This window comes from Methanothermobacter wolfeii (assembly GCF_025397995.1).
Taxonomy (GTDB): domain Archaea; phylum Methanobacteriota; class Methanobacteria; order Methanobacteriales; family Methanothermobacteraceae; genus Methanothermobacter; species Methanothermobacter wolfei.
Genome location: NZ_CP104550.1, coordinates 1,000,610 through 1,025,343, shown reverse-complemented (window position 1 = coordinate 1,025,343; position 24,734 = coordinate 1,000,610). Strand labels below are relative to the sequence as shown.

At 49.3% G+C, this 24,734-nt stretch carries 33 protein-coding genes; 13 read left to right on the top strand and 20 right to left on the bottom strand.

The genetic code is table 11. The annotated features are described in order from the left end of the window. Positions 1 to 11 precede the first annotated feature (11 nt). Entirely contained in the window at positions 12 to 404 is a 393-nt protein-coding gene (locus N5910_RS05575; RefSeq protein WP_261599390.1) for a hypothetical protein, read from the top strand. A gap of 112 nt (positions 405 to 516) precedes the next feature. On the opposite strand, the gene N5910_RS05570 is transcribed toward N5910_RS05575, so the two are convergent. The 3 genes from N5910_RS05570 to N5910_RS05560 form a co-directional block, all read right to left on the bottom strand. Next, positions 517 to 693 carry a hypothetical protein gene (locus tag N5910_RS05570; protein WP_261599389.1) on the bottom strand — a complete coding sequence of 59 codons (177 nt, stop codon included), beginning with the start codon at positions 691 to 693 and terminating at the stop codon, positions 517 to 519. Positions 694 to 1,350: 657 nt separating this feature from the next. Beyond that, the gene (locus N5910_RS05565) at positions 1,351 to 2,085 is read right to left on the bottom strand and encodes a hypothetical protein (protein ID WP_238337846.1); all 735 of its coding nucleotides are present in this window, start codon (positions 2,083 to 2,085) and stop codon (positions 1,351 to 1,353) included. Positions 2,086 to 2,100: 15 nt separating this feature from the next. Then, positions 2,101 to 2,427 (bottom strand): heavy metal-binding domain-containing protein, encoded by a 327-nt coding sequence (locus N5910_RS05560; RefSeq protein ID WP_074359076.1) that lies wholly within the window; start codon positions 2,425 to 2,427, stop codon positions 2,101 to 2,103. 277 nt (positions 2,428 to 2,704) lie between these two features. On the opposite strand from N5910_RS05560, the gene N5910_RS05555 reads away from it, so the two are divergent. Next, positions 2,705 to 3,184 carry a DUF308 domain-containing protein gene (locus tag N5910_RS05555; protein ID WP_084531224.1) on the top strand — a complete coding sequence of 160 codons (480 nt, stop codon included), beginning with the start codon at positions 2,705 to 2,707 and terminating at the stop codon, positions 3,182 to 3,184. A gap of 176 nt (positions 3,185 to 3,360) precedes the next feature. Continuing rightward, complete coding sequence (locus N5910_RS05550) at positions 3,361 to 3,714, top strand: hypothetical protein (protein ID WP_074359075.1); 354 nt, start codon at positions 3,361 to 3,363, stop codon at positions 3,712 to 3,714. On the opposite strand, the gene N5910_RS05545 is transcribed toward N5910_RS05550, so the two are convergent. The 4 genes from N5910_RS05545 to N5910_RS05530 form a co-directional block, all read right to left on the bottom strand. Continuing rightward, on the bottom strand, positions 3,711 to 3,944 hold the full coding sequence (locus N5910_RS05545) for a hypothetical protein (RefSeq protein WP_191216020.1): 234 nt from the start codon (positions 3,942 to 3,944) through the stop codon (positions 3,711 to 3,713). The two genes, N5910_RS05550 and N5910_RS05545, sit on opposite strands and share 4 nt — an antisense overlap. Positions 3,945 to 3,984: 40 nt before the next feature. After that, positions 3,985 to 4,440 carry a peptide-methionine (R)-S-oxide reductase MsrB gene (gene msrB / locus N5910_RS05540; RefSeq protein WP_074359073.1) on the bottom strand — a complete coding sequence of 152 codons (456 nt, stop codon included), beginning with the start codon at positions 4,438 to 4,440 and terminating at the stop codon, positions 3,985 to 3,987. Positions 4,441 to 4,591: 151 nt separating this feature from the next. After that, the gene (guaA, locus tag N5910_RS05535) at positions 4,592 to 5,518 is read right to left on the bottom strand and encodes a glutamine-hydrolyzing GMP synthase (protein WP_074359072.1); all 927 of its coding nucleotides are present in this window, start codon (positions 5,516 to 5,518) and stop codon (positions 4,592 to 4,594) included. Between the two features lie 116 nt (positions 5,519 to 5,634). Then, a complete protein-coding gene (locus tag N5910_RS05530) occupies positions 5,635 to 6,201 on the bottom strand; it encodes a GMP synthase subunit A (RefSeq protein WP_074359071.1) in 567 nt (188 codons plus the stop codon). Positions 6,202 to 6,276: 75 nt separating this feature from the next. On the opposite strand from N5910_RS05530, the gene N5910_RS05525 reads away from it, so the two are divergent. Continuing rightward, on the top strand, positions 6,277 to 6,420 hold the full coding sequence (locus N5910_RS05525) for a hypothetical protein (RefSeq protein ID WP_191216018.1): 144 nt from the start codon (positions 6,277 to 6,279) through the stop codon (positions 6,418 to 6,420). 37 nt (positions 6,421 to 6,457) lie between these two features. Here the strand turns inward: N5910_RS05525 and trxB are convergent, their stop codons facing one another. From trxB to N5910_RS05480, 9 genes are all read right to left on the bottom strand, one after another. Continuing rightward, complete coding sequence (gene trxB / locus N5910_RS05520; protein WP_261599388.1) at positions 6,458 to 7,366, bottom strand: thioredoxin-disulfide reductase; 909 nt, start codon at positions 7,364 to 7,366, stop codon at positions 6,458 to 6,460. Between the two features lie 122 nt (positions 7,367 to 7,488). Beyond that, positions 7,489 to 9,339 carry a Glu-tRNA(Gln) amidotransferase subunit GatE gene (gatE, locus tag N5910_RS05515; protein WP_074359069.1) on the bottom strand — a complete coding sequence of 617 codons (1,851 nt, stop codon included), beginning with the start codon at positions 9,337 to 9,339 and terminating at the stop codon, positions 7,489 to 7,491. A gap of 4 nt (positions 9,340 to 9,343) precedes the next feature. Then, a complete protein-coding gene (gatD, locus tag N5910_RS05510; RefSeq protein ID WP_261599387.1) occupies positions 9,344 to 10,651 on the bottom strand; it encodes a Glu-tRNA(Gln) amidotransferase subunit GatD in 1,308 nt (435 codons plus the stop codon). Continuing rightward, entirely contained in the window at positions 10,651 to 12,093 is a 1,443-nt protein-coding gene (locus N5910_RS05505; protein WP_261599386.1) for a 2-oxoacid:acceptor oxidoreductase family protein, read from the bottom strand. Before N5910_RS05505 ends, gatD begins: the two co-directional genes overlap by 1 nt. Continuing rightward, on the bottom strand, positions 12,090 to 13,145 hold the full coding sequence (vorB, locus tag N5910_RS05500) for a 3-methyl-2-oxobutanoate dehydrogenase subunit VorB (RefSeq protein ID WP_261599385.1): 1,056 nt from the start codon (positions 13,143 to 13,145) through the stop codon (positions 12,090 to 12,092). Before vorB ends, N5910_RS05505 begins: the two co-directional genes overlap by 4 nt. A gap of 33 nt (positions 13,146 to 13,178) precedes the next feature. Next, positions 13,179 to 13,418, bottom strand: coding sequence for a 3-methyl-2-oxobutanoate dehydrogenase subunit VorC (gene vorC / locus N5910_RS05495; RefSeq protein WP_074359065.1), 240 nt, complete (start codon positions 13,416 to 13,418; stop codon positions 13,179 to 13,181). Beyond that, the gene (locus N5910_RS05490) at positions 13,415 to 15,100 is read right to left on the bottom strand and encodes an AMP-binding protein (protein WP_261599384.1); all 1,686 of its coding nucleotides are present in this window, start codon (positions 15,098 to 15,100) and stop codon (positions 13,415 to 13,417) included. Before N5910_RS05490 ends, vorC begins: the two co-directional genes overlap by 4 nt. Before the next feature lie 10 nt (positions 15,101 to 15,110). Further along, a complete protein-coding gene (locus tag N5910_RS05485; RefSeq protein WP_074359063.1) occupies positions 15,111 to 15,659 on the bottom strand; it encodes a helix-turn-helix domain-containing protein in 549 nt (182 codons plus the stop codon). 275 nt (positions 15,660 to 15,934) lie between these two features. Continuing rightward, positions 15,935 to 16,081, bottom strand: coding sequence for a hypothetical protein (locus N5910_RS05480; RefSeq protein ID WP_191216012.1), 147 nt, complete (start codon positions 16,079 to 16,081; stop codon positions 15,935 to 15,937). An 80-nt stretch (positions 16,082 to 16,161) separates the two neighbouring features. Here N5910_RS05480 and N5910_RS05475 point away from each other — a divergent pair, with 80 nt between their 5' ends. Both N5910_RS05475 and N5910_RS05470 read left to right on the top strand, forming a co-directional pair. After that, a complete protein-coding gene (locus N5910_RS05475) occupies positions 16,162 to 16,644 on the top strand; it encodes an adenosine-specific kinase (protein ID WP_261599383.1) in 483 nt (160 codons plus the stop codon). 138 nt (positions 16,645 to 16,782) lie between these two features. Next, complete coding sequence (locus N5910_RS05470) at positions 16,783 to 17,100, top strand: hypothetical protein (protein ID WP_074359061.1); 318 nt, start codon at positions 16,783 to 16,785, stop codon at positions 17,098 to 17,100. Between the two features lie 5 nt (positions 17,101 to 17,105). Here N5910_RS05470 and afpA read toward each other — a convergent pair whose 3' ends face one another. From afpA to N5910_RS05450, 4 genes are all read right to left on the bottom strand, one after another. Beyond that, positions 17,106 to 17,681 carry an archaeoflavoprotein AfpA gene (afpA, locus tag N5910_RS05465; protein WP_074359060.1) on the bottom strand — a complete coding sequence of 192 codons (576 nt, stop codon included), beginning with the start codon at positions 17,679 to 17,681 and terminating at the stop codon, positions 17,106 to 17,108. Positions 17,682 to 17,877: 196 nt separating this feature from the next. After that, positions 17,878 to 18,543 (bottom strand): ABC transporter ATP-binding protein, encoded by a 666-nt coding sequence (locus tag N5910_RS05460; RefSeq protein ID WP_160322777.1) that lies wholly within the window; start codon positions 18,541 to 18,543, stop codon positions 17,878 to 17,880. An 8-nt stretch (positions 18,544 to 18,551) separates the two neighbouring features. Beyond that, a complete protein-coding gene (locus tag N5910_RS05455; RefSeq protein ID WP_261599382.1) occupies positions 18,552 to 19,673 on the bottom strand; it encodes an ABC transporter permease in 1,122 nt (373 codons plus the stop codon). Positions 19,674 to 19,916: 243 nt separating this feature from the next. Next, a complete protein-coding gene (locus tag N5910_RS05450; protein WP_074359059.1) occupies positions 19,917 to 20,315 on the bottom strand; it encodes a helix-turn-helix domain-containing protein in 399 nt (132 codons plus the stop codon). A gap of 225 nt (positions 20,316 to 20,540) precedes the next feature. Between N5910_RS05450 and N5910_RS05445 the strand changes: the two genes are divergently transcribed. The 7 genes from N5910_RS05445 to rnp2 all read left to right on the top strand — a co-directional run bounded on the left by N5910_RS05445 (position 20,541) and on the right by rnp2 (position 24,697). Further along, entirely contained in the window at positions 20,541 to 20,972 is a 432-nt protein-coding gene (locus N5910_RS05445) for an NfeD family protein (protein WP_074359058.1), read from the top strand. Continuing rightward, on the top strand, positions 20,969 to 21,928 hold the full coding sequence (locus N5910_RS05440) for an SPFH domain-containing protein (RefSeq protein WP_074359057.1): 960 nt from the start codon (positions 20,969 to 20,971) through the stop codon (positions 21,926 to 21,928). The genes N5910_RS05445 and N5910_RS05440 overlap by 4 nt, the downstream gene beginning before the upstream one ends. A gap of 144 nt (positions 21,929 to 22,072) precedes the next feature. After that, a complete protein-coding gene (locus N5910_RS05435; protein WP_074359056.1) occupies positions 22,073 to 22,396 on the top strand; it encodes a carboxymuconolactone decarboxylase family protein in 324 nt (107 codons plus the stop codon). A 153-nt stretch (positions 22,397 to 22,549) separates the two neighbouring features. Continuing rightward, positions 22,550 to 23,095, top strand: a complete 546-nt coding sequence (locus N5910_RS05430) for a 50S ribosomal protein L15e (protein ID WP_074359055.1) — start codon at positions 22,550 to 22,552, stop codon at positions 23,093 to 23,095. A 55-nt stretch (positions 23,096 to 23,150) separates the two neighbouring features. Further along, complete coding sequence (locus N5910_RS05425) at positions 23,151 to 23,558, top strand: RNA-binding protein (RefSeq protein ID WP_074359054.1); 408 nt, start codon at positions 23,151 to 23,153, stop codon at positions 23,556 to 23,558. A gap of 18 nt (positions 23,559 to 23,576) precedes the next feature. Then, on the top strand, positions 23,577 to 24,320 hold the full coding sequence (rnp3, locus tag N5910_RS05420; RefSeq protein WP_191216011.1) for a ribonuclease P protein component 3: 744 nt from the start codon (positions 23,577 to 23,579) through the stop codon (positions 24,318 to 24,320). Next, positions 24,317 to 24,697, top strand: a complete 381-nt coding sequence (gene rnp2, locus N5910_RS05415) for a ribonuclease P protein component 2 (protein WP_074359052.1) — start codon at positions 24,317 to 24,319, stop codon at positions 24,695 to 24,697. The genes rnp3 and rnp2 overlap by 4 nt, the downstream gene beginning before the upstream one ends. Positions 24,698 to 24,734: the final 37 nt, after the last annotated feature.

Sequence of the window (24,734 nt, the reverse complement as noted above, 5' to 3'; positions counted from 1 at the left end):
GGAGGTAAATTATGGATATAGAAGATGCTAAAAAGATGGCTTCCCTGCTGGAAATTAAAAATGAGCTAAAGGAATATGATTTTGAAATGAGGATCTTAAAGGATGAAGTGGATATTGCAATAGCTGGAGATGGTGAAACGACATATCTATTCATAATGTTATTGCCTTACAGGAAGAAGTTCAGTATACGTAAAAGACATGTCTGGAAGTTCAAGACCCTTGCCTATAAGTTTAAGGCAAAACCATACATTCTTACCTACAATATCATGACAACGATATATCCTTTACATGCACTTAATGACGCAGGTGATCATTTCGAATTGGATGTTGAAAAGGCGAAGGGATTAATGTTCTCTTTTGGTACAATAGTCTCAGAAGAATTGCAGGAAAGACTTGCAGTTTGAACATTTATTTTTTTTGAGGTCCTCAGAGTTGACTACGGTGCTGTTGACAAAGTCAAGGCAGTTATGGACAGTTTAGTGATCAGAGGTTTTTGGTCATCATCAATCAATAATACTAAACTGTTTCACTATCGTATTCTTTTGAATCTCTGACGTTCCATCCGAGAGCCTCAAAGAAGGGATCTATGAAGTCTTTCCTCACATTGGCCTCATTATAAGCCCTTTTGTCTTTCAGGTTCTCATATTTCTCATTTAAGTTTTCAAGGGCTTCTTTCAGCTGTTTGATTTCCATTGACACGCCATATAGGGTTTATTCTTTCTTTTTTTCTGCTTCGCTATTATCCACAGAAAATAGTATAGATGTTAAATTTCCAGCGACGAGTATGTTTTGTTTCTTATAAATTTAATGTGATTTTTTATAATATCATTTTTTGTAGGGGTGTGGTCCTAAAATGCCCTATCTAATATGTGATAGTTGCGGCACTCTATCTATCTGAAGATGAAAGAGCATATAGTGGGTGTGCTGGTAATTTACGCTATATAGGAGTCTTCTTGAATATTTTGAGAGTGTTAAGGGGCCAAATTATGTGAGGAAAGTTATACCGTTGCAAAGGACTTACACTGAAAACAAAGCTCATGATTATAGGTTGATGGAGATAATAGGAGATAAGCACCTAAGGACCCTCCGTCCTAGGATACTGGCAATAATTACATAGCCGAAGAAATAGTCCAGTTCTGGTGACTTCCAGGCCCTCAAGGAAAATCTTAAATAATATTTAGTCTAACAGTACTACTTAAGTGTTTATTCTGGCCGTGCGGATTCGTAACCGTTCTATTACGAAGATATCCTTCTGTAATTATACATCTTCATGAACTACCACTGCAGTTCCTGTGGCAGTCACTATAACAGCACTCCCCTGCAGTCCACCAACAGAGACATGGTCTATTATCACTTCAACAACGGCATTGGCGCCCTTGATGCAGCCCTATCAAGCATCACAGAGATGGCATCTCTACGCGCCTCCGTCAGTTTGAACCTGTTCTGGGAGGGTGGTTCAATGATCCTCATGAGGTTTGCGAACCTCCCCTCATACCTCACCTCTTCAGCCACGGCTTCACCGGCTACAAGACCCAGATAACTCTTTATCTTGTCCCCGTTCACACCAGGAACAGATACCAGAGGCATTTCCATCCAAAGATCATCCAGACCCTCAGTAACGCTATGGGGACCTGTTTCAGGAGCCTTAATCAACCCGAGTCTTCCTAAAAATTGTATTAACCTGTATACGCTGCCTTTGAAGGTCACAATGAGAACGTAATTTACCAGTGTGGGGAATGCTGCCTGCAGAGTCAGTACTATGGCGATTAATGTGATCAGACTCAGTGTAACGGGTTCCTTTGTGGGGTCAATGCGCGTGGCAGGGATGAACCATCCATACAGGTTGATGATGATGAAGATTAGAAGTGCGCTTATCGCCCCGGTACTCCTCCCGTACTTTTCCCGGGCTATCATGGTTTCGATGAACCCTGCAAGAAGAGGGGATATGATGTACATGATGTTGAATCCAAAGATAACAAGGCCCCAGATGATGCAGAGGTAGGCTGAGATGAACCCTGCAAGAAATCCGAGGATAACAGCTGCAAGCCCCCATCTCTTTTCAATCAAGACCCCTAAACTGGCCATGGAGTCACCCCTGCATCAGTCCCTGTGGGAAACCGCCGTCCCTGTGATGGTTACGAGTATAGTGTTCCCCATGGTACCCCCAAGGTTATGATAGGTCACGCGGGTCCCGATGACCGCAGTGGCACCCATATCCTCAGCCTTCCTGGCCATGCTCTCCATTGCAATTCTCCTGGCGGCTGCAAGTTCCTCCTCATACCTGGAGGTCCTCCCACCCACAACGTCCCTCACCCCGGAGAACATGTCCTTGTAGAGGTTTGCACCTATGAGGGCGTCTCCGGTTACAAGGCCATGATATCGGGTTATCTTTTTACCCTCTATGGTGGGTGTTGTCAGTATCAGCATATGATCCTCCCTTTACTCTAGTCCCCTGGAGATGAAAGTATCCTCCTGCGAGTATCAGCATATGATCCTCCCTTTACTCAGAATAAATGTTTATATTCTATCATGGTCCCTATATAAGAATTTTATACTTTTCTGACAAAATATAAATATTACCATGATTATATAATTAATATAGGACATCATTATATCATGGGGGTGGTGGATGATACGAGGGATGGATCCTTCTGGTGGTATACTGGAGTTGATTTTCCTATCTGAATTGAAGGGGGTGTAGGTTTTGCAGAAGAATGCTGCTGCACTGTTAATGGTGCTTCTGGGTCTCATAATACTGGCTTTCCCACTGCTCGGTATTGTTCCATTCAGTCTGATAAGTGGATTCATAGTACTCATGGTTGGTATCGGTCTCATGCTGGCCGGAATAGCTGAGATGGGTGAAAGTGCAGGTTTAGGTATACTGGAGCTTGCCCTGGGCCTCATAGCCCTTATAATCGGTCTTGGCTTCATATTCAACCCTGCCCTGTTCAGCTGGCTCATCGGATTCCTTGTCTGGATTGTGGGGCTTCTCATCATAGTTGCGGGTGTAGGTGCTGCTGTCACAGGATCCGCAGGTAGCAGATGGAATGGGGTTATAGCCATAGTAATAGGTCTCATATACATAATTGCAGGGACTTTCCTTGCCAACCCGCTTGTTCTGGGGACCCTTATAGGTTTATGGCTTATAATCAATGGTGCAGTCATGTTCATGGCCCGGGACTGAACCATGAACCTTTTTTATATTTTTTTAGAGTAACCGGTTTTCAGAGGAGGATGATCCCTTCCCGGCATCAATGGAAGTATTGTTGTGGAGTATCCTTTTATTTGGTTGTATGAGGATATCAAGCATAATGAATTGCTATATCACAATGGAAATATGATAATGAGGGGTGCTTTCACTTGTATTCGAAGAGGATGGAGAGGAATGTCCAGAGGATAGGTTACGCTGTAAACAGATTCAGGGGGAACCTTCTTCTTATAAGGGGAGGTACGGATCCTGAGGAAGTCAGGGATGAGTTTGCTGAGGTTGAACGCATCCTGAGGGATGTTTATGTGGATATAATGAATGAAACACCTGACCCTGGACTTGAAGGTATCCATAGAAAGATCCTTGAAGCTGCAGGGACCTATGTTGAGGCTGTTGAGGAGTTCATGAAGTTCTATGATGAACATGATGATGATCACTTCGTATACTCTGGCCTGAAAATAAATGAGGCGAATGAGCTCCTGAATCAGGCGGCTGCAATGTTCTAATCCTTTATAAGTTTTAAGTAGATTACCTCTATGAGCCTGCCGTAGATCCATGGTACGAGGATAAAGAGCAGTATCCCCACGGCCCCTGTAACCACGCCGGCGAACCATTCAGGGCGGAGTCCTGAACTGTAATTTCCGGTTATTGATGTCAGGGTGTTCACGGTCCCCGTTATTATGGCGAATACCAGTCCAGCCACCCAGTACCTTCCAAAGTGTTCTCCAGGTCCCATTTAAATCACGGATTTCATTTTTTTTCATTTTACAGGCCTTTCAGTGCACCTGGTTTCTTGGAATGAACTTCAGGGCCGCGGAGTTCATGCAGTACCTCTTCCCTGTGGGTTCAGGTCCATCATCAAAGACGTGCCCGAGGTGAGCACCGCACCTGGCACAGAGGACCTCGCAGCGCACCATCCCCAGGCTGAGGTCCTTCCTGAGTTCAACATTGTGAGGGGATATCACATCATAGAAACTCGGCCAGCCGGTCCCTGAATCAAACTTGGTCTCTGAGTCAAAGAGGTCCGTGCCGCAGCATATGCACCTGTAGATACCATCACCATGGAAGTCATGGTACTCACCTGTGAATGGTGGTTCTGTGCCGCCGCACCTTGCAACACGGAAGGCTTCAGGGTCGAGGATCTCACGCCACTCATCCACTGGGAGTTCAATCCTTTCAACCATCTCAACCCTGTTCCTGGCTGCAGAGAATATCGGGATTTTTTCTTGCATATATTAATTTAGGCCCTCAAAGTATATAATTTAATAAGCAGTGCCTGCGGGTTGATGGCAGTTAAACTTAACCACCATCCTTCAAGGTAAAACCGGGACTTCGGCCATAATAAAATAAATTATGGATTAAGATATAAGAGCCGCGAGCTCTTCAGGCAAATTCAATGGTGCTCGGTGGCTTATCACTTACAGAGAGCGCCACATGGGTTACCTCCGGTATCTCGGCGGTTATACGTTTTGAGATTGTTTTTATAAGGTCCCAGGGGAGTTCAGGGACGCTTGCAGTCATGGCGTCAAGGGATTCAACCATCCTTATAACCACAAGGTATCCGAAGTCCCTCACATCCCCCTTAACACCTGTGACCATCGTATCGGTGAGGACGGCGAAGTACTGCCACAGGCTCTCATGGAGGCCGCTACCTACAACCTCCTCCTCAACGATGGCATTGGCCCTCCGGCATATCTCGATCTTCTCCCGGGTTATCTCACCCACTATCCTCACTGCAAGTCCCGGACCTGGGAAGGGTTGCCTCCGGATCATCTCCTCTGGAAGTCCAAGTTCAAGTCCTATCTCCCTGACCTCATCCTTGTAGAGCTCCCTTATGGGCTCCACAATCTCAAGGACCAGTCCATGGGGGAGGGCAACGTTGTGGTGCGACTTTATCTGACCCTCACTCTCAATCCAGTCAGGGGCTATGGTGCCCTGGACAAGGTACTTTGCCCCTATCTCCTCGGCGACCCTCTCAAAGACCTCTATGAACACCCTCCCGATTATCTTACGCTTCTCCTCGGGGTCCGCGACTCCTTCAAGCTCCCTGAGGAACTCATCGGAGGCGTCAATGTAGCGGAAGTTGAGGCGCTCACTGAAGGTCCTCTTCACGTAATCTGCCTCACCTTCACGTAGCAGTCCGTGGTCAACGAATACTGCTGTCAGGTTGTCTCCAATGGCCTTACCTGCAAGTACTGAGGCCACCGAACTGTCAACCCCTCCTGACAGGGCTATTATAGCCTTTTCATTACCAACTGTTTTCCTTATCTCTTCTACCGCTTCCTCAATAAAATCAGACGGATTCAGCATGAATATCACCGATAAAAATGATTTATATAATATTGGATCTGGTGATATTTATATTATGAATGTTTTTCCATGATCCGGAATTCAATAAAAAATGAGGTGTCTGCAGGTAAGTGGGTTCATTCACCTTTAAGGGAGCTGCAGACTTCATGGAAGTTCTCAAAGACCATGTGGCCGTTCTCTGTATGGTGGACCTCGGGATGGAACTGTATACCATATACAGGCTTTTCATGGTGCTTCATGGCCTCAACATTACATATACTGGACCTTGCAAGGACATCGAATTCCAGGGGGAGCCTTCTGACCTCATCCCTGTGGGATGCCCATACATTCATCCTCGGGCCGAGACCCCTGAAGATGTCATCCTCGTCAAGTATCTCGATTTCTATGCGGGCATAGCTCTCTGCCTCGGCCGTTGCAACCTCTCCCCCGTAGGCCTTTGCAATGAGCTGGTGTCCAAGGCATATACCCAGGATGGGGATTTCAAGTTCCTGGATGTACTCCACACAGTTACCTGACCTTTCAAGGGACGGACCCCCACCCAGTATCAGGCCCACTGGATCCCTTGAAATGATCTCATCAAGGGGGGTTGTGTTGGGTACAAGCTCCGAGGGTATGCCCAGGTATCTCAGTGTCCGGTGTATCCTGTGATTGTACTGGCCATGGTTATTGATGATGAGTATCATGCATATTCTCCTAATTAATGGTTTTAGAGTTCTTAACCTGAAAATTATTTATAATGAATCATCTAATTAAGTATTATGGAGTCTGCTGATATAATCTACATCGTGGTGGCGGTGGTACTTGCTGTTGTGGCTTTCTATGTACTTATATGGATCCTCCCTGTTATAGTCATCCTGATAATTGCATATATCATCTACCTCTTTCTCAGGGACCGTGATTAGTGCTGATAGGTGCTGAGGGCGTTTGAGGGGGCTCTGTTCAGTACTTCTGTATCTCCCTGTAGGCATAGGTTGCTGCAACTGCACCCTCTGCACAGGCCGTGATCCACTGGTTGAGGCCGCCGGTTATGTCGCCTGCGGCGTAGACCCGTGGAATGCTGGTCCTCTGGAATTTATCCGTTATGATGTAGCCGGCGTCATCCACCTTAACCCCCATGTCCACTGCAAGCTGGTTGATGGGTTCCTCACCTATCGCTATGAATATCCCGTCAACCTCCAGCACAGTATCCTCGCCGGTGACCCTGTTGTGGATTACAACCTCCTCAACCCTGTCATGGCCCCTTATCTCCTTTACAACGGAGTTCCAGATTACAGGTATTTCTATTTCCTTCAGCTTTTCCTGCAGGTACCTGTCAGCCCTTAACTCATCCCTTCTGTGGACTATGCTGACGTCGCAGCCTATGTTCTTTAGAAAAACAGCTTCCTGGGCTGCGCTGTTACCCCCACCGACCATCAGCACCTTCCTGTCCTTGTAAAGGGGGCCGTCACATGTTGCACAGTAAGAGACTCCCCTCCCGAGGAGGTCGTTCTCACCAGGAACCCCCAGCTGCCTGTGTTTGCTTCCAGTTGCAAATATCACTGCATCTGCAGTGTATTTCTCCCTTGATGTCTCCACACTGAAGACATCATCCCGGTCCACCCTGTAGACTTCCTCCATCTCCCTGAGCTCAGCGACCTTCGTTGCCTGTTTTTTCATTTTGGTAACGAGGCTCATACCGGCTATCATCTCAAAGCCAGGGTAGTTCTCCATCATGTGGACCTCAAGGCCAAGTCCACCTGCGGGTCCCTTATCAAGCATCAGCACACTGCTGCCCTGCCTTCCACCGTATATCCCTGCGGTAAGACCTGCAGGTCCAGCACCAATAACGATTATATCATAGTGGGTCATGGGATTCACCTTATATCAGTATCTCTCTTTCATGTTTTCTGTATGTCTGCCAGTATCCTTTCCGTTAATTTACCCATATCAGTATCTCTCTTTTAGGGTATAAAATAAATTGGGGGGATGGTTCAGAGCCTCTCCTGGATCTTCTCCCGGAGTATCCTGTTAACCATCTGCCCGTCGGCCCTTCCACGGAGCCGGCCCATGGCCTGCCCCATGAGTGGCCCCATGGCACCCATACCCCTCTCGGAGATCATATCATGGTTGGCCTCGATGATCTCATCTATAACTGACTCAACCTCCTCCTGACTGAGGAGTAGCAGGTTCAGCCTCCCTGCAGCCTCCTCTGCAGCGGTTCCTTCATCTGCCATTGAGGCTATTATGTCCCTGAGGGCGTCCTTTGATACCTTACCGTCCTCCAGGAGTTTAAGGGCGTCCTCCAGGTCCACGGAGTCAACGTCATGCCCTTCCCTCCTGAGCTCCCTGAGGGTGTAGGCGAGCAGGGATGCGATGACGGTCCTGTCAACCCTGAACCGGCAGAGGGACTCGAAGTCCTCCACAAGGTTTCGTCTGACGAGCTGGGATGCGAGGTCATCACTTAACCCGTATTCCCTCATTATACGCTCCTTCTTCTCTGATGGCAGCTCGGGAAGGTTATCCCTCACCCTTTCAACGAATTCCGGTTCTATCCTGAATAGGGGTATGTCTGTTTCAAGGTACATCCTGCTTGATGTGGGAAGCGGCCTGAGGTACTGGGTGTTCCCATCGGAGAGGGCCTTCCTTGTCTCCTCAGGGACTCCCTTAATGGCAATCTCAGCACGCCTTATAACCTCCCTGAGGGCCTCCTCGGCCTTGTCACGGTCATGGGCAACCAGGACCACTGCGTCATCATCGGAGGCTTTCAGTTCTCTCCGGAGCTCCTTAACTTCATCCTCGCCTATCCCGTAGGCAGGGAGTTCATCGGTGTGGAATATGCCGCTAACACCCCTCTTTTTGGCATAGTCCGCCATCTCGGTTCCGAGGCGTCTTCCAGGCTGCAGTTCGGTTCCTATGATACCATCAAAGCCCCTGAGTTTAACAGCAAGGACAGACTCTGCTGAGGATATTATCCTTGATTCGGTGTCCCTGAATACTCCTGAAACATCATGGATTTCATCCAGGACCTCGGCACTCCTTTCCTGGAGTTTTCTGCTTATCTCGACGAGTTTCAGCTGCCTCTGAACCTCCCTTTCAACGATTTCAGGTATGAGGTCAAGGTCCTGGACACCCTTCACCTCCACCCTTGCACCGTCCCTTATGGATATGTTGAGGTCCTGCCTTATGGTCCCCAGGCCCCTCTTGACCCTGGTGCTTCTGAGGATCTGTCCTATCTGGTAGGCGACGTCCCTTAGCTGGTTGGGGTCCCTTATTGAGGGGTCGGTTGTTATCTCAACCAGGGGTATCCCCAGGCGGTCCAGTCTGAAGACCACGCCGTCCTCTGTTTCCATGATCCTCCTTGCAGCGTCCTCCTCGAGGCAGAGGTTCTCTATCTTCACACGTCCCCTAGGGGTCTCGAGGTGGCCGTCTGTTGCAACAAGACCTGTCCTCTGGAAGCCCCCGGTGTTGCTCCCATCGATCACCTGCTTCCTCATGGTGTGGAACTCATCAACAACCCTCATTTTAAGGAGGAGGGCCACGGTGACTGCGATTTCAAGGGCCTCCCTGTTGAGGGGGTGAGGTGGTTCCTCATCAGCCTCAACGAGACATGTGCCATCATTGTAGTTTTCATAGTGGAAGTGGAGCTTCCTCATGGCCTCCTCGAAGGCTGCCCTGTCAAATTTTCCAAGTTCACTCTGGGTTGGCCTCAGGTTCCTCTCTATTATATGGTCCGGTTCGGTGTCCATGAGTTCTGTGGGGCAGGGGCAGAAGAGTTTGGATTTACTGTCAAGCTGCTGGTGGATTTCAAGGCCCATCTTGAGTCCGATTTTCTCCCAGTCCACATGATCACCCCCTGAAGTAGGCTATGGAGGATCTATCCTGGAGTTCCCCTGCCATGTTCTTCATCATCATTTCCCTTACCTCATACTGGTCGTCTGTCTGTCCGAGGACCCAGCACATCTTCACGTAGGCCACCTCCGGGAGCATGTCACCGCAGGGTATAACACCGGCACCAAGAAGCCTGCGGCCTGTACTGTAGACGTTCATGTTAACCCGCCCGTTGAGGCACTGGGAGGTCATTGCAACGGGGACTCCCCTACTCTGGGCCTCCTCAAGGACGGGTATCAGGCTGTCGGGGCAGTGGCCGAGGCCGGTGCCCTCCACTACGATCCCCCTGTAGCCGTCTTCAAGGTACCATTCAATTATCTCGGGCTGTATGCCGGGGTAGCTCTTTATGAATGCCACCCTTTCTTCAATCCTGTCCATGATTTCGGGTTCCTCCGAGCTCCTTTCACGGTAGTTTCCATCGATTACCCTGATCTCATGGGGTGATACCTCTGCAAGGGGGAGTGAGTTTATGCTCCTGAAGGTGTCCCTCCTTGATGTGTGCATCTTCCTTGCCCTGACCCCCCTGTGGAGGTGGCAGGTCCTGTCATCCATGGTTGCATGCATGCAGAGGGTTACTTCGGCAATATCTGACGCAGCGGCCCTCACAGAGCACTGTATGTTGAGGGAGGCGTCCGATGATGGCCTGTCAGAGCTCCTCTGGGCCCCTGTGAAGACCACCGGGACCGGGGTTTTGAGGATGAAGCTGAGGGCTGCTGAGGTGTAGTGCATGGTGTCTGTTCCATGGGCGACCACAACTCCATCTGCACCATCCCTGATCTCCCTGAAGACGGCCCTTGCTGTTTCAACCCAGTACTCTGGTTTCATGTTTTCACTGAGGATGTTGAAGACGGCCCTGCCCCTTATGTTGGCGGTGTCCAGGAGTTCGGGGTTTGCCCTCAGGAGGTCATCGGCGGTGAAGGCGGGGTGCACGGCACCGGTACGGTAGTCTATTATGGATGCAACGGTACCACCCGTTGATATGATTGATATGTCAGGGAGTTCCGGGTTTTCGGTCACCTCAAGGGGCGGGAGCTCGATCTTCGGCGCGGAACCCCTTTCGAGGAGTTCTATGCTGGCGTCGCTGATCTCGACTCCGATGTTGTATCCGCTCCTGAGTTTCAGGACTATGTGCCTGTCGTCGGCATCATCTGCACGGTCCAGTACCATGCCCTCGTAGGTGACATCTGGTTTCTTTATCCTTACGGTGTCTCCGACCTCCACTGAGGCCGATTCAAGGAATCTTTTCGCTTCTCCATGGTAGCCCATCAATCAGCACCCCCACTTTCAATGTTTTCCCTGGCCCATTCTGCTCCTGCTTCGAGGATTTTGAGGTTCATATCTATGATTCTGTCCTTTCCTGAGAATGTGAATCTTATGGCGTCCCTGAATGAGTCTTCATCCAGTCCTGTGAGGTCCATGGCCATCAGCACCCCGAGCATGACGGTGTTGGCGGCCCTTACGGTCCCACCATCCTTCGCTATCATCAGGGCAGGCACCCCTATGGCCCTGACGTTCTCAGGGCCGGTGAATTCCACCGTTGTGGAGTCATAGATTATCACTCCCCCCTCACGGACTTCCCCTCTGAACTCCTCGAGGGAGGGCTGGTTGAAGGCGATGAGGACGTCGGGTCTGTCGACTGCAGGTGAACCTATCCTTTCACCTGATATCACGACACCGCAGCTTGAGGTACCTCCCCTCTGTTCGGGTCCATAGGCAGGGTACCATGATACGTGTCTTCCCTGGCTGCAGGCTGCCTGTGCAAGGGTGAGGCCCATGCTGAGGACTCCCTGACCCCCGAAGCCGGCGATCTTAACCCGGACCTCAGGGAATTCAGGGTCGTCCACGGGGTCGGGCACCGAGTCCTCATGGATCTGGAATATCTCATCAAGCCTCTCCTTTGAGAAGTCACTCTCCGCCCTATGGAGGGGTTCTGTTTCCCTTGAACGGTCTCTGAAGTTTTTAACAGGGAATTCCTTTTCCATTTCCTCTTTTATGAACCTTTCAGCCCCCTCGGCGTCCTGTCTCAGGTTTGTCGGGCAGGGCGCGAGCACTTCAACGAATGCGTAGCCCTTACCATCCCTCTGGATTTCGAGGGCGCGCTTAACAGCCCTTTTAGCCTTCCTTATGCTCTTTATGTCTGCAAGGGACACCCTTTCAATGAATACCGGTGCCTGGAGGTTGTCGAGGAGTTCGCACATGTGGAGGGGGTAACCTGCATAACGGGGGTCCCGGCCACCGGGGCATGTTACCGTGACCTCACCGACCAGGGTTGTGGGTGCCATCTGGCCCCCGGTCATCCCGTAGACCGTGTTGTTGACAAAGAAGACGGCCAGTTTCTCGCCGCGGTTAGCGGCCTGTATGGTTTCATTGAGTCCTATGGATGCAAGGTCCCCGTCGCCCTGGTAGAGTATGACGACAGCATCATCCTCTGCGCGTGATATTCCTGTCCCGACGGCGGGTGCGCGTCCATGGGCTACCTGGACGTTTCCACAGTCAAAGTAGTAGTAGGCGAAGACCGCGCACCCTACGGGGCTTATCATTATGCTGCGTTCCTGTATCCCCAGTTCATCAATCGCCTCTCCTATGAGCTTGTGAAGTATGCCGTGGCCGCAGCCTGCGCAGTAGTGGGTTGCTGTCGGGGCGTTTCCACCCTTCCTTTCAAAGACTTCATGGAGTGAGTCCGGTTTCCTGATGACCCTGTCCTTCATCTTCTATCCCCCGCAACTTTTCTGATCTTCTCAAGAACGTCCTTCAGTTCAATCATGTTACCGCCCATCCTGTTCACGAGTTCAACGTCCCTGCAGCCGGAGGCCATTTTAATGTCTTCCCTCATCTGACCGCTGCTCATCTCAACGGATATGAAGCTGCAGTTTCTCTCTGCAAGTTCAGCTATCCTTTCTGATGGGAAGGGGAAGAGCGTGATGGGCCTCAGGAGCCCGGCCCTTATACCCTCTGACCTTGCAGTGTCAACTGCGGTCTGGGAGACCCTGCTGCTTATACCGTAGGATACAAGGACTATCTCTGCATCATCCAGGAGGTATTCCTCGTACCTGACCTCCTTTTCCTCTATCTCACTGTACTTCCTCTGCAGACGGAAGTTGAACTCTTCGAGTTCATCGAAGTCAAGGAATATTGATGTGACCAGGTTCTTCATGGTCTCCCTGTTACCGCAGACAGCCCAGGATGTGTCTGGTTCATGTTCAACCGCCCTCTCCGGGAAACGGAGGGGTTCGGCCATCTGGCCCAGGACAGCGTCTGCCAGGACCACGGCCGGGTTCCTGTATCGGTCTGCAAGTTCAAAGGCTTCCATTGTCAGGTCACACATCTCCTGTACACTGTTTGGGGCCAGGACTATGTTCCTGTAGTTCCCGTGTCCCCCGCCCTTCACCAGCTGGTTGTAGTCTCCCTGTTCAGGGCCGATGTTACCGAGACCTGGACCTGCACGCATCACATCAACTATCACTGCAGGAAGCTCCGCGCCTGCAAGGAATGATATTCCCTCCTGTTTGAGGCTTATACCGGGACCGGAGGATGCTGTCATGACCCTGTGGCCTGCTGCTGCGGCACCGTAGACCATGTTTATGGCGGCCTCCTCTGATTCTGCCTGGACGAATTTACGCCCGACCATGGGGAAGTACCTTGAGGCTTCATGGAGTATCTCGCTTGCGGGTGTTATGGGGTATCCGAAGTAGCAGTCGCAGCCTGCGTACATGGCACCTATGATGACTGCGGTGTTGCCCTTAACCATCTGTGTTGCCATTATCACACCTCTCTATATGCTACTGTGCTGCCATTAGCAATCTGTGTTGCTATCATCACACCTCTCTATATGGACCTCGATTGCATTGATCTCGGGGCAGGTGTAGTAGCAGTTCCCGCACCCGTTGCAGCCATCGCCCCTGTATTCAACGTAGTGGTAGCCGCGTTCATTGATCTTACTGCTCATGTAAAGGACGTTCCGTGGGCATGCGATTATGCAGCGCTCGCAGGCCTTGCATTCGAGTTTGTTTATAAGAGGGTAAGCCTTCTTCATTGGTTTCCACCGTCTCCTTCAAGGTCATGCTCCCTTATCTCAACCCGCCTTATCTTACCGCTTATGGTCTTGGGGAGTTCATCCACAAATTCAACTATCCTGGGGTACTTGTAGGGGGCCGTCACCCTCTTCACATGGTCCTGTATCTCTTTTTTGAGTTCCTCTGAGGGTTCATAGCCCTTTGCAAGGACGATTGTTGCCTTGACGACCTGTCCCCTTATGGGGTCGGGGTAACCTGTAACCGCACATTCAAGGACAGAGGGGTGTGATATTATGGCGCTTTCAACCTCGAAGGGCCCTATACGGTAACCTGAGCTTTTGATTATATCGTCGGTCCTGCCAACAAACCACATGTACCCGTCCTCATCCATCCAGGCTGTGTCACCTGTATGGTAGTAGCCGTCATGCCAGACCTCCGATGTCTTCTCGGGGTTCCTGTAGTACCCGTTGAAGAGGCCTATGGGTTTCCCACTGGAGGTGTCTATAACTATCTCTCCTTCCTCACCCACGTCAACCGGGCTGCAGTCCCTGTCAACCAGTTCTATCCTGTAACCCGGGGATGGTTTTCCCATTGACCCTGGTTTAGGTTCCATCCATGGGAAGTTTGCGATGCAGACAACGCATTCTGTCTGACCGAAGCCCTCCATGAGCTTCAGGCCCGTGTGTTCCCTGAACCTGTTAAAGACCTCGGGGTTGAGGGGTTCGCCTGCTGTTACAGCGTACTCTATCCCTGAGAGGTCGTACCTTGAGAGGTCCTCCTTTATCAGGAACCTGTAGATGGTCGGGGGGGCGCAGAATGTTGTGATATCATATTTTTCCAGCTTTTCAAGCATCTTCTCGGGGTCGAAGCGGTCATAGTCATAGACGAACACGGCGCTTCCGGCTATCCACTGGCCGTAGATCTGACCCCACATGGCCTTGGCCCATCCGGTATCTGCAACGGTGTAGTGGAGGCCGTCCTCGCGGACGTTCTGCCAGTACTTTGCTGTTATTATATGCCCCAGGGGGTATGTGTGGTCGTGTTCTATCATCTTGGGCATCCCTGTAGTCCCTGATGAGAAGTATACAAGGAGGGTGTCGCTGCCGCCGGGATACTCATCCCCCTCGGGTTTCCTGAATTCGGAGGGGACAACTTCAAGTTCAGACCTCAGGTTGAGCCAGCCATCCCTGTCTGTTTCACCAACGATGACCCTTTTAACGTCGGCTCCAAGTTCGTTGATGGCTGTATCGAAGACCTCCGGGACTCCATTCTCTGCTATGCAGACAACCATCTTTATATCGGCTTCATGTATCCTGTAGATTATGTCCTTTTCCTTGAGCATGTGTGTTGCGGGTATGGCAATGGCGCCTATCCTGTGGAGTCCAAGGAGGCAGTACCAGAAGTCGTACCTTGCCTTGAGGGTTAGCATTACGGTGTCTCCCTTCTTGATACCCTCCCTTATGAAAAAGTTCGCGGTCCGCTCTGATTTCTCCCTGAGTTCCCTGAAGGTTATCCTTTTTTCATCGCCGCTGTCGTTGCACCAGACTATGGCGGTCTTTTCAGGTTCCATCTCAGCGTAGCGGTCCACAACATCATAGGCGAAGTTGAAGTTCTCAGGCACCTTTATCCTGAAGTTCTCATGGAAGTCCTCATATGAGTCGAATTCCACGCGGTTCACGAATTCATTGATTAGTGAAGTCATTGATACACCTCTACATGATTATTGCAAGGAATCTGGCCCTTTTACCGTCAAGGGCCTCCATTGCATGCTCATATGATGAGTCAAAGAATATTGAGTCTCCCTCGTTGAGTATTATCTCATTGTCGTGTATGTAGAACCTTATACGGCCCTCAAGCACGTAGTTGAATTCCTGGCCGGGGTGGCTGTTTGTTTTTGGCTTCCCATCCCTTGGTTCAACGGTGACTATGAAGGGTTCTGCCTTTTTGTGTATGAATTTCTCTGCAAGGTTTTCATAGCGGTACTGTTTTCTCCTTTCAACCTCCACTCCTTTACCCTTCCTTGTAACCGTGAAGATGTGCATCCTTGTCTCCTCGCCTGTGAGGAGAAGGCCCATGTCAACGCCAAGTTTGTGGGCTATCTCAAAGAGTATGCTTGCGGGTATGTCCTCCTCACCGCTCTCATATTTCATGTAGCTTTCAACGTCGATTTTGAGGTAATCAGCCATTTCCTCAGGGCTGATCTCGGAGAGTTCTCTGAGCTCCTTTATGCGGGAACCGATTTCCTTACTTTTCTCTTTCATGGTTACACCTCATCAGTGTCAGGAAAAAAATAATAATGATTATTAATGATAAATGTCTTTTTCTTTAAATATATTTCCCCACGTCCCATGGAGTGTTCCGTAATAGTTAATTGAATTCCAGTAATTTATATGTGTGAGTCGCCCCTTCTAAATAATCTATCATCATCCCAGAACTTTACCGGCCATCCATCTTCTGTTAAATAGGTTAAGCTTGTTTAAACTGGATCTATGGGTTCTCTGATCTTTTCATGATATCTTAAGCTTCACCTGAGCCTTCAATCAAAAAGTCCGGTTCCAAAGAAATCATCCAGACAGAAGCCATCCCCTCCCATATGCTCCAGGCAGTAACACATACCGCATACCATGCACCTTCCAATGGCGGGTTTGCCGCAGAAATCACATCTCTCACACTCTTGCTCCATGTTTACCATTCCTTTGAAGATCTGATGCATTAATAATTTAAGCCTCTGATAATAAATAATTCTTCACAGGAGGGGTTGACTTGGAGATAAAGAAGATAGGTATAGAACCCAGAGAGGATGTTAACATAATACTTGGACAGAGCCACTTCATCAAGACGGTGGAGGACATATACGAGGCAATCGTGAACACGGTGCCCCAGGCAAGATTCGGAATAGCCTTTGCAGAGGCCTCAGGGGACTGCCTTGTCAGGCATGAGGGGAACGATGAGGAACTTGAGGAACTGGCATCAGAGACCATGCTTGAAATCGCAGCGGGACACTCATTCATAGTGTTCCTCAGGAACGCCTTCCCAATAAATGTACTGCAGCGCATAAAGGACGTCCCGGAGGTCGTGAACATATACTGTGCAACAGCAAACCCCGTTGAAGTTATAATAGCAGAGACCGAACAGGGGAGGGGTATTATAGGTGTTGTGGACGGCCAGAGCCCCGGAGGAATCGAGGGCGAGGAGGACAAGGCGGAGAGAAAGGAGTTCCTGAGGGTTATAGGCTACAAGTTCTAGTCCAGTGGGATGTGCCGGTGTCCTTTGAGGTCCGTGCCGGGTCACGGTTTCCGGTAAATCATGGAAAGATGTGCCGGCTCATGAAGTCTAAAGATATATTAAACAGAAACTCCAATATTATTATCCGGGGTTGTTAAAATGTCAGAGAATGTTGTATTTGTTAGGGAGACCGGGAACAGGGGAGAGCAGACCTTTGAGATAAACCAGAACAGGGTGAGGATGAAGGAGAAACAGAAAGGAACCTACTCAATAACCTTCGAAAGCCCTGATAAGGAGGACATTGAGAGGGCCATGGCATTCTTCGAGTCAATGACAGACATTGAGCCACTCACAATGAACATTGCAGACACAGGTGAGATAAAGGCTTACTTCAAGGGCACAGCACCCTTCAGCCAGAAAAAGGAGGAAGGGATGACGGTATACACCTATGGTGTCACCATCCAGGAGATACAGTGAACATCCTATTTTTCTTCTTTGGGGTAGGTCCATTTCTCAAAGATCTTGTAGATATGGTGGGGGTCACTGAAAACCTCGGTGTCGTCCATCCTTGAGATCCTCTTAACGTGTTCCACATCCTCCCTTGTTATCTTCAGCTCAAGCTTTTTACCGTTGGGCAGTGTTGTTACAACAACCCCCTCACTGTAGTCTGATGGCATTATATAAACGGGCACGGAGGCCTTCTGGGCCATTATCACGGCGTTTGTTATGAGGGTATCCGCGATCCTCAGGGATATCTTGGCAGTGCTGTTGGATGTGCATGGAGCCACAAGCACGAAGTCGTACTTACCCAGCTGCACCTGCCCTGCAAGGAAGGGGGAGTTTGCGTTTATCTCAACCCATTTCCTGTCAAAGCTGGTTTCAAGGTCCCTGTAGAGGCCATAGTACTTTACAACCTGATCCCCTGCCTTTGAGATGAAAACGTTTATCTCAACCCTGTCACCGTAGAGGTTCTTTATGTCCTTCATTATGGCGTATGTTTCTGTCAGTTTCTCCCCAGCCCCGGTAATGCACCAGGCAACCTTCAGTTTTTCAGTCATGTAGCATAATTATATTGGAGGTTATTAATCAAGTTTTTGGAAAATCCAGCCGTTCCATGGGAACACCCACCAAAAAAGTGAATATTCCAGAAAAATGTTTATCAGACATGGTTTATTCAAAAAAATTTAAAGATGGTAGGGGAGTATGCAGTAGGTCTTATCTTTGACTTTAATCCCAATGATGAGGGAGCATGCACTAGGCATCATCGCTGATTATAACCCCATCCAGTATCCTGACTATCCTTGAGGCCATTGAGGCAACATCAGGGTCATGGGTAACCACAATGAGGGTCACGCCCTCATCCTCCTGAAGCTCCCTTAGACCCTCCAGTATACGCTTGCCTGTCCTTGAGTCAAGGGAGCCTGTTGGTTCATCTGCAAGGATTATTGATGGATCGTTTGCAAGGGCCCTTGCAATGGCAACCCTCTGCCTCTCACCACCCGAGAGCTCTGTTGGTTTCCTGTCAGCCTTATCTGCAAGACCAACATAGTCAAGGAGTTCCATGGCCCTCCCCTCCATATCATCCCATTTAACTGCAAACATGGGTATCTCAACGTTCTCAAGGGCCGTCAGGTTGGGTATGAGGTTGTGGAGCTGGAAAACAAATCCTATCTCCTCAGCCCTTAAACGGCTTAGATCCCTTTCATCCTTAAGGTCCCTTCCAGCAACCTTCACCGTCCCTGAGTCGGGCACGTCAAGTGCGCCTATCATGTTAAGGAGTGTTGATTTCCCTGACCCTGAGGGACCCATGATTGAGACGAACTCACCATGGTCAACGTCGAGGTCAACACCGTTAAGGGCTTTTATCCTCCCACCGTCAAAGCTCTTCCTGAGGCTCCTTATCTCGATGATCCTTTCCATGATATCACCTACTCGTATCTGAGGGCCTCTGTGGGGGCGAGCCTGGATGCCCTGTATGCAGGGTAAAGTCCTCCAAGGATGCCCACACTGAAGGCAACCCCGAAGGCCCTTATGAATATCTCAGGGGTATAGACGGGTTCAATGAACCCCTTCATCCCCAGTTCAAGGAGTACCTGTATCGCTGCAACACCAAGGACGGATCCTGCAATGGCTGCGATGACGGTGATAACTACAGATTCACCGAGTATCATGGCCAGTATGCGTCTGTCCTTCCAGCCAACTGCCTTGAGCACCCCTATCTCACGGGTCCTCTCGAACACGGACATTATCATGGTGTTTATAACACCTATCCCTCCGATGATTATTGCAAGGAGGGATATGGCCCAGGTGGCGGTGTCAACTGTCTGAAGCCCCTGGTCAACGCTCTGGAGGTCCTCAAGGGATGCTATGGTTGTAAGGTCACCGTATTTCTCCTCAATCCTTTCTGTAACATCATCCACATCTGCATTTTTATCTATCTTCACGTAGATCATGGTGACCTTATCCTCCTTCTCTTCAATCTCCTGAAGCTTTTTGAGGGATATGAAGGCGCCGGCGTCTTGCTGCATGTCACCGGACTCGAATATACCCACAACAGTGTAATCATGGTTCTTTATCTTTATGGTGTCCCCAACGCTCCTGTTGTGGTTCTCTGCAGCAACCTTACCCAGTATCACCTCATCAGCGTCAGGATCGGTGAGGGTCCTTCCTGAGGTCACCTTTATCTGGCTCATGTTGATCTTTGAGGGTTCAATTCCTATGAGCACGAAGTATGGGTTGTCGTCAAGGGGCTGCACCGCCATGAGGATCCCGACGGCATCCTCAACACCGCTCACGTTCCTGACCCGGTCCACGTATTCCTGGTCTATCTTACTGAAGAACATGTCCGAGACATTGGACTCCACAATGGTAAAATCAGCTCCACCAGCCTTGAGGGTGTTCTCGGTTGACGTCTTGAGCCCCTCTGTTATCACACCGAGGGTTACTATGGTTGCAATCCCTATCGCGATCCCTGTAACTGCAAGGAGAGTCCTTGCACGGTTTCTGAAGGGATTCTTGAGGATGAGTGTTATGAATCTTATGGAGTCCATTATGATGTTAAGGGGTATTAATGGTTTGCATGGAGTTTCTCTTCCTTTAATTCTCTGAAATTATTATTCACGGTATTCATGAACATGGTTCCATCATGTCTGAACTGTATATAGGTGAGAAAGAGGACACTTTATGAACTCATCATGATATAAAGAGGGCTATGGGGTTACTCTAAAAATGAAGATGGGGTTCGGGACGATATGAAGAGGGTCATGAGGTTACTTTAAAAATAAAGATGGGGTTCAGGACATTTTACCTGCCCTTAAAACCTCGAATGCATCCATTTCAACAGCTCCAAGGATACCGTAACGTTCTGGTTCATCCATCCCTTCAAGTTCGTCCCTGCTCACGTACTTCATCCTGTCAAGACCCTGAATAAAGTACTTGAATTCTGTTCCAAGCATTTCCCTGAGCCTGTAACCCCTTCCAATGTTTATGAAGTGCCTCTTCTGCACCTCATATTCGCCTGTAAGATCCTCAATCTTCTCCATCAGTTTCCTTGTAGGGTGCCTGTAGGTCCCGTTTTCCATGGCTATCACTATATCAGGGGGTACTCCGAGTTCATCGGCAAGTTCCCTCTGAGTTTTGCCGGAATGGACCCTGTAGCCCAGGATCAGGAATTTGAGGTCGTCTTCCCTCACATTTCCACCTCCATTTATTCACTGGATATACCTATGAACACCATCATATAAATATATTTTGAGATTAATTTATTACTAAATATCATTTTTACAGATAAATAATATTAAATATAAATTAAAATTTATTAAAACAGTATATCTATGTTAAGGACCAATCTATTATCAGGGAACAAAAACAAAAGTAATAATAAAGCATCTGCAGATTATTATAACAGTGGTGGGAAAATGTCGCCGGATTCATGGATTATAATAGCAGCCATCTGCCTGATAGGGGAGATGCTCACAACAGGATTCTTCCTGTTATGGTTTGCATTTGGTGCCATAGCAGCAGCGGTACTCAACTACCTTGGATTTGACACGACGGTACAGTTCACAGGCTTCATCTTGGTGTCAGTCATACTCCTCGGAGTATCAAGGCCCTTTGCAGCAAGGATAACAGGTGAACCATCAAAGAAGGCAGCATCAGACCGCCTGATAGGTAAGGAAGCAACGGTGACCCTGGAGATCACCCCGGATACATCTGGACTTGTTAAGGTTGATGGGGAAACATGGAGGGCCCGATCCAGTCAGAGGATAGCTGAGGGTGAAAGGGTCCGGGTGGCTGCCATTGAAGGCGTGAAACTGGTCGTTGAAAGGATAATGGAGGAATGTGATTGATACTTGAAATCATAATAGTACTGGTTCTTCTTGTACTCGCCTTTAAGAGTTTAAAGATACTCCGGCCCTATGAGAAGGGTGTTGTTGAGAGGCTGGGTAAATACCAGAGGACCGTTGAAAGCGGACTTGTAGTCATAATACCCTTCATTGAGGCCATAAAGAAGGTTGACATGAGGGAGCAGGTGGTTGATGTACCTCCCCAGGAGGTCATAACAAAGGACAACACGGTGGTTGTTGTTGACTGTGTAATATTCTATGAGGTCGTGGACCCCTTCAATGCAGTCTACAACGTGGTTGACTTCTACCAGGCAATAACAAAACTCGCCCAGACCAACCTCAGGAACATAATAGGTGACCTTGAACTCGACCAGACCCTCACATCAAGGGAGATGATCAACACACAGCTAAGGGAGGTCCTTGATGAAGCCACAGACAAATGGGGAACCCGCGTTGTACGTGTTGAGATACAGCGTATCGAGCCTCCAGGAGACATCGTTGAGGCCATGTCAAAGCAGATGAAGGCAGAAAGGATGAAGAGGGCCGCCATCCTCGAGGCAGAGGGATACAAGCAGTCAGAGATAAAGAGGGCTGAGGGTGACAAGCAGGCAGCCATCCTTGAGGCAGAGGGTAAGGCCGAGGCCATAAAGAAGGTTGCAGATGCAAACAAGTACCAGGAGATAGCCATAGCAGAGGGTCAGGCAAAGGCCATACTTTCAGTATTCAGGGCCATGCATGAGGGGGACCCTACCAGTGACATAATAGCCCTGAAGTACCTTGAAGCACTTGAAAAGGTTGCCGATGGAAGGGCAACGAAGATACTTCTACCTGTAGAGGCCACAGGAATCCTCGGATCAATTGCGGGTATAGCAGAGATGCTCTCCGATCCTGAAGCCCAGAAGCTTGTTCAGGAGAAACCTGAAGAAAAGACAGGTAAATCTGTTCAGAAAAAACCTTAAGGCATCATGAATTGATCAGAACCCCGGTCCAGGGGCATATATTTCCTTTTAAGTTTTTTATCTGTCTGGTTGCAGAGGATCCCTTCTAATCTCCAGTTAGCTATATAAATCATCCATGACATACATAAAGGTGGAGGTATTTATATGAAGGAAGACGTTTTCTATGGAAAGGGAATGGTCCATGTTAAGAAGGACTACCCCGACATCTATGAGGCTGTTGTTAAGCTCAACGAGGCAGCCTACACAGGGAAGGCCCTGGACTATAAGACACAGAAGCTGATAGCCCTGGGTATAACCGCTGCAAACTCCGATGACCGTGCGGTTAAAAAGCAGATACAGAGCGCCATAAACGAGTTCGGTGTTACAAGGGATGAGATAGTGGACGTGCTGAGGGTCGTGCTCCTCACATCAGGCAACCCACCCTTTGTGAAGGCAATGAGGATACTCTACGAGGTCCTTGAGGACTGAAACAGCCCCTTCATTTTTTCCTCTTAAACCCATCATTTCTGGCAGCTGACAGCAACCTTTTTAAATGATTACTCTAAAACTAATATCACCTATTTTTCCGGGATCACGATCCCATGGATGTGGCGTAAAGCTGAACAGATAGAGGTGTAATTAATGTACAAGTATGTTAGAGACGCATGGAAAAACCCTAAAAAGTCCTATGTAAGGGAACTGATGTGGGAGAGAGCCCCACAGTGGAGAAGGGATCCTGTAATCAAGAGGATCGAAAGACCAACAAGAATAGACCGTGCAAGATCACTCGGTTACAAGGCAAAACCAGGATACATCGTTGTCAGGACACGCGTAAGGCGTGGAGGCAGGAGGAAGAGCCGTTTCAAGGCAGGTAGAAGGCCTAAGAGGATGGGTGTCAACAAGATAACCCCTGCAAAGAGCATTAAAAGGATTGCAGAGGAAAGGGTTGCCAGGAAGTACCCTAACATGGAGGTACTCAACTCCTACTGGGTATGGGAGGATGGAAAACACAAATTCTACGAGGTCATCCTTGTAGACCCGCACCACCCTGCAATAAAGAACGACCCCAACATAAACTGGATCTGTGAAAAACAGCACAGGGGAAGAGTATTCAGGGGCCTCACAAGTGAAGGTAAAAAGAACAGGGGCCTCCGAAACAGGGGTAAAGGGGCTGAAAAGGTAAGATAGGCCCCCCTTATAATTATTTTTTTTATCCTTACCGTCTGCTGAAAGGGTTCATGTCATGATCCATAACATTTCATACAGACTCATTGTCTATGGAACAGAGGACGAGGAGAAGGTCCTTGAGGCCCTCAGGAACATACTGCCAGGTGCAGCGCCTGAAAGGGAGGAGGCCGAGGGTTACCATGGAAACCCCATAACCGTGCTCAGGGGCAGGATAACCAGGAGGAGAGCCCTCAGGGAATTCATGGAATCCTTCAGGGAGATCTTCAGGGGTCGGATGGATGAACTGAAGGACAGGTTTGATGATAACGGCAACCTCTTCCTGAGACTTGACAAACAGGAGGCTCTGAAGGGGAAATGGCAGCCGGTGGAGCATGGTGATGCCATACACCTCAAGATCAAGGTCGAAGCCTACCCTGCAAGGAGGGAGGTTGCAGCAGAAAACATCAAAGGCTTCCTGGAATAATTATATTCTGATGATTAGATGAAGTTCCTTGACCTCCACATTAAGGGCAGCGACCATGACAAGGACCTCAGACTCCTCCTTGAGGCCTCCAGACTGGGATATGATGGCGCAGCCCTCATTTACCCCTCCACCAAATACAGGGAACTCAGGGAAACTGCAGAGAAGCTCAGGAATAACAGTGACCTGGACCTTGAAGTAGCCACCGGTGTGATGATAGATGCAGGAAACCCCTCCGAGATGAGGAGGGCCGTGAACAGGTTCAGGGGCAGGGTCGATATAATCCATGTATCCGGAGGCGACCTCAAGATAAACCGTGCAGCCTGTGAAAACTCCCGTGTTGACGTTCTTTCAGCCCCCTACGCATCAAGGAGGGATGCAGGTATAAACCACGTCCTTGCAAGGGAGGCTGCACGTAACAGTGTCGCTGTTGAGCTCAGACTGAGGGATGTGATCGGCTCATGGCTCAAGGTCAGGGCAAGGATTCTGGAGTACTTCAGGGACATCATAAAGCTCCACAGAAAGTTCGGGTTTCCACTGGCACTTACAAGCGGAGCATCAACAATATACGACCTCAGAAGACCGCGGGACATCATAAATTTCACAGGCTGCTTTGGCCTCAGGGAGGAGGAGGCTATAGCTGCACTTACATCCACCCCGTGGTCCATCCTGGAATACAACAGGAGGCGTCCCATGATGATTGCAGAGGGCGTGGTACTTCTGGACTCTGACGGTAGAGAAGGATCCCCTGGAGGCTCCAGATGAAGATGAAGATACTCCCGCCGACACTGAGAAACCCCAGAAGGTACATTGCCTTCGAACTTATCAGTGAGAAGGAACTTGGAAGGGATGAAATAATATCCGTGATCTGGGAGAGCTGCCTGAGGCTCCACGGTGAATGTGAAACATCAAATTTCAGGCTGTGGCTCATGAAGCTCTGGAGTTTCGATTTTCCCGACGCGGTTATGACCCTGGGTGTTCTCCAGTGCCAGAGGGGATACGAGGGGAAGGTGATGGCTGCACTTACCTCTGCACACCACCATGGCGGGAAGAGGCTGGCCTTCCATGTGCTCGGCATCTCAGGGACCATACGCTCCGCAACACAAAAGTTTATTAAACCTTTGGATAAAGATAAATACTGATTATTCACCCTTCACATGATGAATGTAATCAAGTAAC

What these genes read in the sequence shown, in the direction of transcription:
- N5910_RS05460 (WP_160322777.1), bottom strand. Translation starts at nt 18,543, where the DNA reads ATGGAAAGGATCATCGAGATAAGGAGCCTCAGGAAGAGCTTTGACGGT.
- N5910_RS05455 (WP_261599382.1), bottom strand. Translation starts at nt 19,673, where the DNA reads ATGGACTCCATAAGATTCATAACACTCATCCTCAAGAATCCCTTCAGA.
- N5910_RS05485 (WP_074359063.1), bottom strand. Translation starts at nt 15,659, where the DNA reads ATGAAAGAGAAAAGTAAGGAAATCGGTTCCCGCATAAAGGAGCTCAGA.
- N5910_RS05505 (WP_261599386.1), bottom strand. Translation starts at nt 12,093, where the DNA reads ATGAAGGACAGGGTCATCAGGAAACCGGACTCACTCCATGAAGTCTTT.
- vorB (WP_261599385.1), bottom strand. Translation starts at nt 13,145, where the DNA reads ATGGCAACACAGATGGTTAAGGGCAACACCGCAGTCATCATAGGTGCC.
- msrB (WP_074359073.1), bottom strand. Translation starts at nt 4,440, where the DNA reads ATGCAAGAAAAAATCCCGATATTCTCTGCAGCCAGGAACAGGGTTGAG.
- N5910_RS05425 (WP_074359054.1), top strand. Translation starts at nt 23,151, where the DNA reads ATGATCCATAACATTTCATACAGACTCATTGTCTATGGAACAGAGGAC.
- trxB (WP_261599388.1), bottom strand. Translation starts at nt 7,366, where the DNA reads ATGACCCACTATGATATAATCGTTATTGGTGCTGGACCTGCAGGTCTT.
- N5910_RS05570 (WP_261599389.1), bottom strand. Translation starts at nt 693, where the DNA reads ATGGAAATCAAACAGCTGAAAGAAGCCCTTGAAAACTTAAATGAGAAA.
- N5910_RS05490 (WP_261599384.1), bottom strand. Translation starts at nt 15,100, where the DNA reads ATGACTTCACTAATCAATGAATTCGTGAACCGCGTGGAATTCGACTCA.
- N5910_RS05470 (WP_074359061.1), top strand. Translation starts at nt 16,783, where the DNA reads ATGTCAGAGAATGTTGTATTTGTTAGGGAGACCGGGAACAGGGGAGAG.
- N5910_RS05435 (WP_074359056.1), top strand. Translation starts at nt 22,073, where the DNA reads ATGAAGGAAGACGTTTTCTATGGAAAGGGAATGGTCCATGTTAAGAAG.
- afpA (WP_074359060.1), bottom strand. Translation starts at nt 17,681, where the DNA reads ATGACTGAAAAACTGAAGGTTGCCTGGTGCATTACCGGGGCTGGGGAG.
- N5910_RS05445 (WP_074359058.1), top strand. Translation starts at nt 20,541, where the DNA reads ATGTCGCCGGATTCATGGATTATAATAGCAGCCATCTGCCTGATAGGG.
- gatD (WP_261599387.1), bottom strand. Translation starts at nt 10,651, where the DNA reads ATGGGCTACCATGGAGAAGCGAAAAGATTCCTTGAATCGGCCTCAGTG.
- N5910_RS05560 (WP_074359076.1), bottom strand. Translation starts at nt 2,427, where the DNA reads ATGCTGATACTGACAACACCCACCATAGAGGGTAAAAAGATAACCCGA.
- N5910_RS05565 (WP_238337846.1), bottom strand. Translation starts at nt 2,085, where the DNA reads ATGGCCAGTTTAGGGGTCTTGATTGAAAAGAGATGGGGGCTTGCAGCT.
- N5910_RS05530 (WP_074359071.1), bottom strand. Translation starts at nt 6,201, where the DNA reads ATGATACTCATCATCAATAACCATGGCCAGTACAATCACAGGATACAC.
- rnp3 (WP_191216011.1), top strand. Translation starts at nt 23,577, where the DNA reads ATGAAGTTCCTTGACCTCCACATTAAGGGCAGCGACCATGACAAGGAC.
- N5910_RS05480 (WP_191216012.1), bottom strand. Translation starts at nt 16,081, where the DNA reads ATGGAGCAAGAGTGTGAGAGATGTGATTTCTGCGGCAAACCCGCCATT.
- guaA (WP_074359072.1), bottom strand. Translation starts at nt 5,518, where the DNA reads ATGCTGAATCCGTCTGATTTTATTGAGGAAGCGGTAGAAGAGATAAGG.
- N5910_RS05545 (WP_191216020.1), bottom strand. Translation starts at nt 3,944, where the DNA reads ATGGGACCTGGAGAACACTTTGGAAGGTACTGGGTGGCTGGACTGGTA.
- N5910_RS05575 (WP_261599390.1), top strand. Translation starts at nt 12, where the DNA reads ATGGATATAGAAGATGCTAAAAAGATGGCTTCCCTGCTGGAAATTAAA.
- N5910_RS05525 (WP_191216018.1), top strand. Translation starts at nt 6,277, where the DNA reads ATGGAGTCTGCTGATATAATCTACATCGTGGTGGCGGTGGTACTTGCT.
- rnp2 (WP_074359052.1), top strand. Translation starts at nt 24,317, where the DNA reads ATGAAGATGAAGATACTCCCGCCGACACTGAGAAACCCCAGAAGGTAC.
- vorC (WP_074359065.1), bottom strand. Translation starts at nt 13,418, where the DNA reads ATGAAGAAGGCTTACCCTCTTATAAACAAACTCGAATGCAAGGCCTGC.
- N5910_RS05430 (WP_074359055.1), top strand. Translation starts at nt 22,550, where the DNA reads ATGTACAAGTATGTTAGAGACGCATGGAAAAACCCTAAAAAGTCCTAT.